Below are 11658 nucleotides of genomic sequence, written 5' to 3'. Positions count from 1 at the left end.
CTATGATCAGTTCAATGCAGTTTGTGGCTCAATCGCTATTTAAGCCACGTCGGATATCACCGTTTTTGTCGTCTCAAGCCACTCAACTAGCTTAGTAGCCTCCGCATCAATCTGAACGGCCGTTCCCTCTGAGAACTCCATGAATGCTGCCAAGTTAAGTGTATTAACCCCCGCGATGACTGGAATATCATGACCGATTGCTTGTGCGATTGCATTGCGAAAACCTCGGCCATCGGCCTCGTGTTTTCCAAACTTATTGATGATCAAAACATCAACACCTTCCCCTAGCCGCTTTGCAACTTCCTCAACCGCGGTCTCCAAAGCTGCCGGGTCAAGCCTGCATCCTTTCGCCTCTTTTCCAAGAAACTGAGAGATGCGGATCACCGGGCCATCAGGTAAAACCTGAACGTCCATGTCACAAGCATGGCAGTCTTCTCGGTCAGAATTAACCTGAACCACCCCAGCGGTTTTCCAACCTGCATCCGCGAGGATGTTGGCGAGGTCATAAAGCACCCGATCAAGATCACCGGTGGTCTGCGTCATAGTATAAGCAAGGTTCATATCGACCTCATAATTCCATAAATTACGTTGAAATCCATCTGTCCTATTACCGTCGATGCGCTAAGCCAATGGAGCACCCGAGGTCGCGCAACCGCCCGTCTTTCAGACCATAGATTAACCCGTGAACAGAAATTTCAGCTCCGCGTGCCCATGCCCGTTGCAAGATTGGTGTCTCGGAAACCCGGCGCACACCTTCAACGACATTCAACTCGGCCAGCCGATCTTGTTTATCTTCCAGCTGACCGAGTGAGGCCAAATCCAGAGCATATTGACGTGCTGTTCGGCGGATCGGCTCCAGCCAATGATCTGCCAATCCATGCGCAACCTCTTCAGTCGCGGCCTTCACGCCACCACACCCATAATGCCCACAAACAATCACCTCCCGGATGTTCAGCACATCAATCGCAAACTCCAATGCGCTCAGAAGGTTCAAATCGGTCGAATGTATTACGTTCGCCACGTTCCGATGAACAAAAACCTCACCCGGATCTAGGCCAGCCACAACATTCGCCGGAACCCGGCTATCAGAACAACCGATCCAGAAATATTCTGGCGCCTGCTGTGTCGCAAGCCGCTTAAAATACCCGGGCTCATCAAGCGTTCGCTTGTCTGACCAGACCGCGTTTTGCTCGAGAATATCACTCAGCATCATAAACCTCCGAAATATCGAGCCACACCCTGACCGCACCGTAACGCTTGCGCATATCCGCTACCTTTCTCAAATCGCGTTCAGGTCAATTCCAACGATCTCTGCTTTTTGCACAAGACCCTGAGTGAACAGTTGTACCCCTTTGGTCCAAGACGCCTTTTCCATTGCCGCAGAGAGTTTTGGTTCAACGGCAGAAAAGGGTAGAGGTTGCCCAATCGCAACAGCATCCATGCGAATGATGTGAAATCCAAACCGTGAACCAACTGGTTCTGAGGTTATTTCTTCGGGATCTAAAACTCGTAAAACTGCCTCAAACTCTGGCACTGTGTCACCGGGGCTAAGCTGGCCTAGTGCACCCCCATTAGATTTGGATCCACAATCACTATTTTCTTTGGCTATTCTAACAAAATTTTTCGGGGATTTTTGCACCATTTCAGACAAGGTTTGCGCACGAAGTTGCGCCTTTTCACGGGCCGCAGGATCGCTCGGGTCCGCCGCACATAAAATATGCGACACTTCCCACAGTGGTGGCGAACGATACCGGTCCGGATCCTCGGACCACATCTTTTCAACCTCCCCAGCTGTAGGGGCAGAAACCTCAACAGCCGCGTCAATAACGCCACGGATTAACGCTTCGTCCTCAGTCTCGCGACGGCCCTCTCCAAGATTTCGTGGACTCTCGGAGATATTGCGCTTGCCGCCTTCCTCTAGCAGCAGGTGGCGAATGATCAATGCTCGCGCAGCCTTCCGCCAAGCCAAACCTGGCTTTCCCTGCGGTGCTTCGTGGTTTTGTGCCTCAGCCGCAATCGCGGCTGAGGGAATAGTTGTACCATTAACTATAATGTCAGGAAAAAACGCTTTGTTCATTCATCTCACTCCGCCGGATGCTTGCTGCGACGCGACCGGACAATCTGGTAGCCCGGACGCACGAGATAGCGCAGCGGAGCCGAGAACATGTGAACCAGCCGTGTGAACGGGAACAGCAAGAAGATCGTCAAACCCAACACAAGGTGTATTTTAAAGACCAGCGCCACATCAGCGATATGATTGGCAGCCCCCTCCTCAAAGGTCGCGATTCCTTGCGCCCATGACATGAACTTGGTCATCTCATGGCCATCAAGGTGCTGAAGCGACACGATAATGGTTAGCAAGCCAAGTGTCAGTTGAAGCATCAATAAGACCAGAATTCCGGTATCCGCAAAGCTAGAGTTCACCCGGATACGTGGATCCATCAGGCGACGATGCAACAGCATTAAGCCGCCGACCATCGCCATGCTGCCAGCAACACCACCGGCTAAAACAGCCAGAAGTTGCTTAGCCCCATGGCTGATACCTAGCGCATCAAAAATCCAGATCGGGGTCAATAAGCCCCCCATATGGCCAAAGAAAATGATCAAGATGCCCACGTGAAACAGCACCGAGCCCATGACTAATTGCTTACGGCGCAAGAGCTGGGAGGAGGAGGATTTCCACGTAAACGGATCACGCTCATAGCGCGCAATTGACCCGATGATTAGCACCGCAGTCGCAATATAGGGGTATAGTCCGAAGAAAAAATTGTTCATCTGAGCCTCTATTATTCGGCCGCAACGGGTGCGGGGTTAATCGGAGTGTCCATATTTGACAGCATATCGCGAACTTGCGGGCAGCCGGCATTCGGATCTGGACCGAAAGTAACTTCCGAGTCCTCCCAAACTGCATCCAGCGCTTCCAAATCGTTCGGATCATCCTCTGGTTGCTCTAACAATTCGGCCACAGCTTCCTTGTTCACCTTGGCGCCCGAGAGCTGAACCAAAGCAGAAAACACACCAGCATAAGGGCTTTCACGACGTATCAAACGCTCGTTCAGCGTCTCGAAGATATGCGCGGCATCGGCCAAAGTATCACGCGATTGCGCAAATGGCTGTGTGGCCAAAAACTCCAGCAAAACCGGCAAGTGATCTGGTAGCTCGGAGGTTGCCGGATCAAAGCCACCCTCGCGATAAGTTTCTACCAGTGACACCATTGCGCCACCACGATCCCGGCTTTCACCGTGAACATGCTCAAACAGGTTCAGAGACAGGGTACGTGAGCGATCAAAGATCAGAACGAATTGCTCTTCCAGCTCGTAGATATCACGGTCTGTCAGCTCTTGAACTATCGGGCGCAATGCTCGACGCGCCGCAGATGTCAGCCGAGTGTCAGAGGCAAGAACACCCCCAATCTCTGGCATAGCTTCTTGAAGTTCCGTCGTCGGGTAGCTCAGGATCAAGGATATTGCCTTTAAAGTACGGTCCATTACACAGCCCCCGTCGGAATTTTCAATGCACGTTTCTTGCCGCCAAACAGCGAACCCTTGCTGGTGCCGGTTGAGCATCCGTTGCCATCTGTAAACCCACAACCACCCCGCATATCATAAGCATCTTCGACCTGCTCACGGTGGGTTGTTGGGATAACAAACCGGTCCTCATAGTCAGCCAAAGCCATGATTTTATACATGTCCTCGATCATGTCACTCGTCAGGCCAACCTTCTCAGCGATGCCTTCATCAATAACACCATCCACAGTTTTGGACCGCATGTAGGACCGCATCGCCATCATCCGCTCTAGGGCTGTGACCACGGGGGCCTCGTCCCCAGCAGTCAGCATGTTGGCCAGATATTTGACTGGAATGCGCAGGCTGGAGACGTCCGGCATTGCGCCATTCATCCCAATTTTACCTGCCTCAGCGGCATTCTGAATCGGTGACAGCGGCGGGATGTACCAAACCATCGGAAGTGTGCGGTATTCTGGGTGCAACGGGAAGGCCACTTTCCAGTCCATCGCCATCTTCCAGATCGGGCTTTCCTGCGCGCCTTTAATCCAATCCTGCGGTACACCATCACGAGCCGCGGCTTTGATTACCTCGGGATCATTCGGATCAAGAAACACACCCAACTGCGCATCATACAGGTCGGTTGTCTCTGGCGCATTTGCGGCCTCTTCGATCTTGTCGGCATCATAAAGCATCACGCCAAGATAGCGGATACGGCCAACGCAAGTTTCCGAACACACCGTCGGGTTGCCAGATTCGATCCGTGGGTAGCACAGGGTGCACTTCTCGGATTTACCGGATTCCCAGTTGTAGTAGACCTTTTTGTAAGGGCAGCCACTGACGCACATACGCCAACCGCGACACTTCTCTTGGTCAATCAAAACAATGCCATCTTCTTCACGCTTGTAGATCGCACCAGACGGGCAGGAAGCAACACAAGCCGGGTTAAGGCAGTGCTCACACAACCGAGGGAGATACATCATAAAGGTGTTCTCGTACTCGCCGTAAATTTCCTTTTGAATGCCCTCAAAATTGTAATCACCAGAGCGTTTCGAGAATTCACCGCCAAGGATTTCTTCCCAGTTCGGGCCCTTGGTAATTTTCTCCATCCGCTCGCCGGTAATCTTGGACCTTGGGCGTGCCGTCGGGAACGCGGTCATTTCAGGCGCGGACTTCAGGTGGTCATAGTCAAAATCAAACGGCTCGTAGTAGTCGTCGATTTCCGGCAAATCTGGGTTGCCGAAAATATTCGCTAGAATGCGCCACTTGCTACCCTGCTTAGGATGCAGCTTGCCCGATTTGGACCGCTCCCAACCGCCATTCCAGCGGTTCTGGTTTTCCCAATCAGTAGGGTAGCCAAGGCCCGGTTTGGTTTCAACATTGTTAAACCAAGCGTATTCAACACCTTCACGGCTGGTCCAAACGTTTTTACATGTGACAGAGCATGTGTGGCACCCGATGCATTTATCGAGATTCAGCACCATGCCGATTTGTGCGCGAACCTTCATTCTGCGGCCTCCACTTTGGTCGCGGGTGTATCGAGCCAATCGACTTTCCGCATTTTTCTGACAATGACAAACTCGTCACGGTTGGACCCCACGGTGCCGTAATAGTTGAAGCCGTAGGACTGGTGGGCATAAGCACCGATCATGTGTGTCGGCTTAACTGTGGTGCGGGTCACAGAGTTGTGGATACCGCCACGGTTACCGGTCTTCTCAGAACCCGGCGTATTCACGATCTTTTCCTGTGCGTGATACATGAACAACGTGCCGTCTTTCATGCGTTGGCTGACAACCGCACGGGCCGTAAGCGCCCCGTTGGTGTTGTAAACCTCTACCCAGTCATTATCGACAATATCCGCTTTCGCAGCGTCGGTTTCCGATAGCCAAACCACTGGACCACCCCGGTTAAGGGTCAGCATCAACAGGTTATCCGAATAGGTTGAGTGGATACCCCATTTCTGGTGCGGCGTGATGAAGTTCAACACAAGGTTATCACCATCATCTTGCACATCCTTGGTGATCGTTTTCAGATCAACCGGAGGCCGGTAAGTGCAAAACCCCTCGCCGAAGGCACGCATCCACAGGTGATCTTGGTACAACTGTTGGCGACCAGTCAGGGTGCGCCACGGGATAAGTTCGTGCACATTGGTATAGCCCGCGTTGTAGCAAACCTCTTCACTCTCGATACCCGACCAAGTCGGTGACGAGATGATCTTACGAGGCTGTGCGGCAATATCGCGGAAGCGGATTTTCTCGTCTTCCTTCGGCAATGCCAGATGTGCGTGCTCACGACCCGTTGCTTTCTCAAGCTCGTGCCAAGCCTTCACGGCCACTTCGCCGTTGGTCTCAGGAGCAAGCATCAAGATCATCTCAGCCGCGTCAATATCCGTGACGATTTTCGCACAGCCTTTAGCCGGGCCGTCTTTCCACTCGCCATTAAGGTCACGCAAATGCTGGACCTCAATTTCGGTCTTCCAGTTGATGCCTTTACCGCCATTACCCAGCTTATCAAGCAGTGGTCCGACAGCCACAAAGCGATCGTAGATCGCAGTGTAATCCCGCTCCACAGTGATATAATTTGGCGCGGTCTTGCCGGGGATTAAATCACACTCGCCTTTCTTCCAGTCAAGCACCTGATCCTGCGCAATTTCGGCAGGGGTGTCATGCAGGATAGGCAAGGCCACCACATCAGTCTCTACACCCAGAATTTCCGGCGCGACTTCTTGGACCTTCTTCGCAATCGACTTGAAAATCTCCCAATCCGATTTGGACTCATACGCCGGATCAACGGCCGCCTGAAGTGGGTGAATAAACGGGTGCATATCCGACGTGTTCAGGTCGTTCTTCTCGTACCAACTTGCCGTTGGCAAAACGATATCGGAGTAAACACAGGTGGTCGACATGCGGAAGTCGATGGTCACCAACAGATCAAGTTTACCTTCCGGTGCCTCGTCGTGCCACACGGCTTCTTTAGGCATTTGACCGCCTTCAACACCCAAGTCATGACCAAGAACACCGTGATCTGTACCCAGAAGGTGCTTGAGGAAATACTCGTGGCCTTTGCCCGAAGACCCCAACAGGTTAGAGCGCCAAATAAACAAGTTACGCGGCCAGTTTTCTGGTGCATCAGGGTCTTCACAAGACATCTGAAGGTCGCCAGATTTCAATTGCTTCGCGATATAGTCTTTAACCTCCACACCCTCAGCCTTAGCCGCTTTGGCAACCTCCAGAGGATTAGTTTTTAACTGCGGTGCAGACGGCAACCAACCCATGCGCTCGGCGCGAATGTTGTAATCAACAAGGTTAATGTCCCAATCCCCATCAGGGGCCGTTGGTGACAGTATTTCTTTCGCAGTTAGCGTCTCGTAACGCCATTGATCCGTGTGCGCATACCAAGCAGAGGTCGCATTCATGTGGCGCGGCGGACGTTGCCAATCAAGCGCGAATGCCAGCGGCTGCCAACCCGTTTGTGGACGCAGCTTTTCTTGGCCAACATAGTGGCTCCAACCACCACCCGATTGCCCAACACACCCACACATCACCAACATATTGATGATGCCACGGTAGTTCATATCCATGTGATACCAGTGGTTCAGACCGGCGCCCAAAATAACCATGGATTTGCCGTTGGTCTTCTCGGCATTGTCGGCAAACTCACGGGCAACGGCAACGATTTTATCAGCCGCCACACCTGTAATTCTCTCTGCCCAAGCTGGGGTGTATGGCTTGTCCTCGGCGTAGTCATTGGCAACCCAATCGCCACCCAAACCACGATCCAGGCCATAGTTGGCACAGAACAGATCAAACACGGTTGCGACAAGCACTTCGCCGTCTGCCGTTTTCACCTTTTTGACCGGAATATTGTGAGTCATCACCTCTGGGTGATCACATTGCGCAAAGTGTTCAGTCGCTTGACCGCCAAAGTATGGGAAGTCCACACCCACGACGTCGTCGTGGTCTTCCTCCAAGATTAGCGATGTCTTCAGGTCGGTATCTTTACCCTTGGCGCGCTCCTCAAGGTTCCACTCGCCGTCTTCTCCCCAGCGATAGCCGACCGAACCATTTGGCGCAACCAAACCTGCTTTTACATCAAGCGCGACTGTTTTCCATTCAGGATTGTTCTTCTCACCAAGCTTGTTGGCCAGATCATCAGCGCGCAAGAAACGGCCCGCCACATATTTTCCGTCTTTTTCATCCAAGCGAACTAGCATCGGAAAGTCAGAATACTTGCGCGTGTAATCCTCGAAGTACTCAGTCTGCCGATCGAGGTGGAATTCGCGCAAAATCACATGGCCCATCGCCATTGCCAATGCCGCGTCGGTGCCCTGTTTAGGGGCCAACCAGACATCACCAAACTTAGCAGCTTCCGAATAGTCAGGGCAAATAACCGCCGATTTAGTGCCGCGATACCGCGCTTCAGTATAGAAGTGCGCATCTGGCGTCCGCGTTTGCGGAACATTAGAGCCCCACAGCAACAAGAAGCCGGCGTTGTACCAATCCGCGCTCTCAGGCACGTCTGTTTGCTCGCCCCAAGTCATTGGCGAGGCAGGTGGCAAATCGCAGTACCAATCGTAGAATGACATGCAAACGCCACCCATCAGGCTCAGATAGCGTGACCCGGCCGCATAGCTGACCATCGACATTGCCGGGATCGGCGAGAAACCGAAGATACGGTCTGGGCCATAAGTTTTGACCGTATAGGCGTTAGCTGCCGCAATAATCTCGGTCGACTCATCCCAGCTGGCGCGCACAAAGCCGCCCATACCACGGGACTTCACATAATTGGCGCGCAGGATCGGATCATTTTGTAGCTTGGTCCAAGCCTCGATCGGGCTCAGGGTTTTGCGCATCTCACGCCAAACCTTCATCAACTTGCCGCGGATCAGCGGATTTTTCACCCGGTTCGCGGAATACAGATACCAGCTGTAAGACGCCCCACGCGCACATCCGCGTGGCTCGTGATTGGGTAGGTCTGATCTTGTGCGTGGGTAGTCAGTTTGCTGAGTTTCCCAAGTCACAATTCCTGATTTAACATAAATTTTCCAGCTACAAGACCCAGTGCAATTCACCCCATGGGTCGAGCGGACGATTTTATCGTGACGCCAGCGATTACGGTAAGTGTCTTCCCAATCGCGGTTCTCACGGGTCACTTGCCCATGTCCATTCGAGAACTGTTCCAGTTCTTTCGACTGAAGGAAGTTCAATCTATCGAGCAAGTGGCTCATCTGTGTATCTCCTGTTGGCTGGCTGCGCCCGGACTACCCGGGCGCAGTGGCGATTATCGGATCAGCAAGGAACCGGTGCAGATTTGCGGCTGTAGAAAATCCAGCAGATCACAGCGCAGATCGCATAGAAGCAGAGGAAGGCCCATAGTGCGCCATTCGGTGCCCCGGTCAGCGCAATCGACGTCCCGTAACTTTTCGGGATGAAGAATGCACCGTAAGCCGCGATGGCCGACGTGAAGGCAATGATCGCCGCGCTCTCGCGCTCGGATTGTTTCAACGTTGCGGCCTCATCTAGCTGTGGCATCAAGCGTGGTACTTCTTGACGCATGATAGACGGGATCATCTGGAAGGTCGATGCGTTGCCCACACCAGTCAGGAAGAACAACGCCATGAAGCAAGCGAAGAAGCCCCAGAAGTTGCCACCCGGTGTTGCCTCAGAGGGCAAGAATTGCAACACGCCATACACGGCCACAATCATTCCAAGGAAGCTCCAAAAGGTCACACGACCGCCGCCAAATTTATCCGAAACCCAACCGGTTGCCGCACGAGAAAGCGCGCCAACAAGAGGGCCAAGGAAGGCGTATTGCAGCACGTTTACGTCTGGAAACTGTGTCTTCATCAACAGTGGGAAACCAGCGGCGTAGCCAATAAAGCTACCAAACGTGCCAGTATAAAGGATGCACATGATCCAGTTATGCTTGCGGCTAAAGATGATCGACTGCTCGGCAAACGAAGATTTCGCATCATCGATATCGTTCATACCAAACCAGGCAGCTATCGCGCTAAGCGCAATAAACGGCACCCAGATGAAGCCTGCGTTTTGAATGAACAACTTGCTGCCGTCGCTCAGCACTTGTGGCTCGCCAGCCATGGCGCCAAACACGCTCATGGTAATAACCATCGGCACAACAAATTGCATGACCGACACACCAAGATTGCCCAAACCAGCATTCAGAGCCAGCGCATTCCCTTTTGTTGCTTTTGGGTAAAAGAACGCAATGTTGGCCATCGACGACGCAAAGTTACCGCCACCAAAGCCACACATCAGAGCCAATATCAGAAACGTAGAGTAGCTGGTTGTAGGATCCTGAACCGCAAAACCGATACCAATGGCTGGCAAAAGCAAAGAGGCCGTTGAGATGGCAGTCCAACGGCGGCCACCAAAGATTGGAACCATAAAGCTATAGAAAATACGCAGCGTCGCGCCGGACAGGCCAGGAAGTGCCGCGAGCCAGAACCGCTGGCCAACTGTGAAGTCAAACCCGATGGCGGGCATCTTTGCCACAACCACCGACCATACCATCCAGACTGAAAAAGCCAGAAGCAGGTTCGGGATCGAAATCCAAAGGTTCTTAGTTGCAATAGATTTGCCCGTTGTTGCCCAGAATTCTGGGTCTTCAGGGCGCCAGTCGGCTAGCGTGTAGCCACTGTTTGGTGAAGTTGCCATGTGGGGTCTCCCTTGCTGGCGATATGCGATTGGACGAGCCGCAGAAGTGCGACCCGCCTTTTTGATAATTACTCAGGTGTTGCGGCCTGCTCGCTTTTGCGAGCCACCGCGGTCAGCCCTTCTTCAAGAGCCGCATTTGCTCGGTTCGCTTTGGCTTTCAGTGTATCGATATTTGCCGCTGCGAAATTAGCGCGCTCTTCATCTTCTTCCCGTGTTGAGAAGCGAACAAAGAAGGCCATGAAGGATGCGCAAGTCACGATGACACCAAGGATGAAAAACGCCTCGGACCAGTCAATTGTGTTCTTGAACAAGAAGCCCGCGAGGACCGCACCTGCGTTGCCGCCTGCACCGACCACACCAGCCACCGCGCCCAGCGCTTTTTTGTTAATGAACGGCACGACCGAGTATGTTGCACCCTCCGCCATCTGAGTGAACAGCGAGAAGACGATAAGCGCTGGCAAGGCTAGGAACAGCACTTGCATTTGACTGAACATCATCAGCGCCAAACCTTCACAGAAGATGCATACGAAGAGCCAGAACGACCGCCCCTTCAAACCCCAAAGTGAGCCGAAGTTGTCGCCGAACAGGCCACCCAATGTACGGGCGAACATATTCATCAAGCCAAAGGATGCAGCCACCAAACCGGCCGTGACCAGCGTCAGGTCAAAATAATCCATGAAGTAAAGCGCAGCGACGTTGTTCACAGTCAACTCAATGCCGAAACACGCGCCGTAAATTACGAACAGCACCCAAACCCGCGGGTCCGCAAGTGCAGCCATATAGTTGCCGGTTACTTTTTTCTTCTCGCCCATCAAACCCTTGGCGCGCAACTCGTCAAAGTTACCATCAGGGGCATCTTGGGTGAGGAAGTAATAAGCAAAACCGGTCAAAAAGATAATTACGCCAACAACAACCATTGCAGCACGCCAACCAACGGCCTCAGAAAGCCCGAACCCGACCACGAAAACCGAGAACAGCAAGGGCATGACAAACTGTGTAACGCCGCCACCAAGGTTGCCCCAACCTGCCGAAGTCGCGTTGGCTTGGCCAACCACATTGGGCGCGAACATCACCGAAGTGTGGTACTGGGTAATCACGAAGGACGCCCCGATACAGCCAATCAAAACGCGGAATAGTAAGAAGGTCTCGAAGCTGTGTGCAAAGCCGATGCCCATCACTGGCAGCGAGCCGAAGATCAGCAACCATGTATATGATTTCCTTGGCCCGATGCGGTCACATAGCCACCCGATGAATAATCGCGCGAAGATTGTCATCGAGACCGAACCGATAATGATCCAGCCGATTTGATCTTTTGTCAGCTGCAATTCGTCGCGCACGACTGACATTAACGGTGCAATACCAAACCATGCGAAGAAACACGCAAAGAACGCAAACCACGTCATGTGGAAGGTTCTAATTTGTACCATTCTTACATTGAAAAAATTGCCCCAAAGACTTGTGGCTTTATTTTGAAGTTCCAT

General features: G+C 52.7%; 9 protein-coding genes. All 9 read right to left on the bottom strand.

From position 1 onward, the window contains the following. Positions 1-39: 39 nt before the first annotated feature. Positions 40-543 carry a DUF2478 domain-containing protein gene (locus AC3Y7R_RS07905; RefSeq protein ID WP_490041487.1) on the bottom strand — a complete coding sequence of 168 codons (504 nt, stop codon included), beginning with the start codon at positions 541-543 and terminating at the stop codon, positions 40-42. Positions 544-607: 64 nt separating this feature from the next. Then, positions 608-1210: a carbonic anhydrase gene (locus tag AC3Y7R_RS07900; protein ID WP_490041486.1), complete on the bottom strand. Its 603-nt coding sequence runs from the start codon at positions 1208-1210 to the stop codon at positions 608-610. 69 nt (positions 1211-1279) lie between these two features. Continuing rightward, positions 1280-2077: a peptidylprolyl isomerase gene (locus AC3Y7R_RS07895; protein ID WP_490041485.1), complete on the bottom strand. Its 798-nt coding sequence runs from the start codon at positions 2075-2077 to the stop codon at positions 1280-1282. A gap of 5 nt (positions 2078-2082) precedes the next feature. Beyond that, entirely contained in the window at positions 2083-2775 is a 693-nt protein-coding gene (narI, locus tag AC3Y7R_RS07890; RefSeq protein ID WP_490041484.1) for a respiratory nitrate reductase subunit gamma, read from the bottom strand. A gap of 11 nt (positions 2776-2786) precedes the next feature. Then, a complete protein-coding gene (gene narJ / locus AC3Y7R_RS07885) occupies positions 2787-3488 on the bottom strand; it encodes a nitrate reductase molybdenum cofactor assembly chaperone (RefSeq protein ID WP_490041483.1) in 702 nt (233 codons plus the stop codon). Continuing rightward, the gene (gene narH / locus AC3Y7R_RS07880; protein WP_490041482.1) at positions 3488-5011 is read right to left on the bottom strand and encodes a nitrate reductase subunit beta; all 1524 of its coding nucleotides are present in this window, start codon (positions 5009-5011) and stop codon (positions 3488-3490) included. The genes narJ and narH overlap by 1 nt, the downstream gene beginning before the upstream one ends. Next, positions 5008-8730 carry a nitrate reductase subunit alpha gene (locus AC3Y7R_RS07875; RefSeq protein WP_490041481.1) on the bottom strand — a complete coding sequence of 1241 codons (3723 nt, stop codon included), beginning with the start codon at positions 8728-8730 and terminating at the stop codon, positions 5008-5010. Before AC3Y7R_RS07875 ends, narH begins: the two co-directional genes overlap by 4 nt. 61 nt (positions 8731-8791) lie before the next feature. After that, positions 8792-10177: a NarK family nitrate/nitrite MFS transporter gene (locus AC3Y7R_RS07870; protein ID WP_490041480.1), complete on the bottom strand. Its 1386-nt coding sequence runs from the start codon at positions 10175-10177 to the stop codon at positions 8792-8794. Positions 10178-10245: 68 nt separating this feature from the next. Next, positions 10246-11580 (bottom strand): MFS transporter, encoded by a 1335-nt coding sequence (locus AC3Y7R_RS07865; RefSeq protein WP_490041479.1) that lies wholly within the window; start codon positions 11578-11580, stop codon positions 10246-10248. Positions 11581-11658: the final 78 nt, after the last annotated feature.

It is taken from the genome of Litoreibacter sp. (assembly GCF_058136045.1).
This window is presented reverse-complemented; position numbering and strand designations above follow the sequence as displayed.

What these genes read in the sequence shown, in the direction of transcription:
- AC3Y7R_RS07905 (WP_490041487.1), bottom strand. Translation starts at nt 543, where the DNA reads ATGACGCAGACCACCGGTGATCTTGATCGGGTGCTTTATGACCTCGCC.
- AC3Y7R_RS07900 (WP_490041486.1), bottom strand. Translation starts at nt 1,210, where the DNA reads ATGCTGAGTGATATTCTCGAGCAAAACGCGGTCTGGTCAGACAAGCGA.
- AC3Y7R_RS07895 (WP_490041485.1), bottom strand. Translation starts at nt 2,077, where the DNA reads ATGAACAAAGCGTTTTTTCCTGACATTATAGTTAATGGTACAACTATT.
- narI (WP_490041484.1), bottom strand. Translation starts at nt 2,775, where the DNA reads ATGAACAATTTTTTCTTCGGACTATACCCCTATATTGCGACTGCGGTG.
- narJ (WP_490041483.1), bottom strand. Translation starts at nt 3,488, where the DNA reads ATGGACCGTACTTTAAAGGCAATATCCTTGATCCTGAGCTACCCGACG.
- narH (WP_490041482.1), bottom strand. Translation starts at nt 5,011, where the DNA reads ATGAAGGTTCGCGCACAAATCGGCATGGTGCTGAATCTCGATAAATGC.
- AC3Y7R_RS07875 (WP_490041481.1), bottom strand. Translation starts at nt 8,730, where the DNA reads ATGAGCCACTTGCTCGATAGATTGAACTTCCTTCAGTCGAAAGAACTG.
- AC3Y7R_RS07870 (WP_490041480.1), bottom strand. Translation starts at nt 10,177, where the DNA reads ATGGCAACTTCACCAAACAGTGGCTACACGCTAGCCGACTGGCGCCCT.
- AC3Y7R_RS07865 (WP_490041479.1), bottom strand. Translation starts at nt 11,580, where the DNA reads ATGACGTGGTTTGCGTTCTTTGCGTGTTTCTTCGCATGGTTTGGTATT.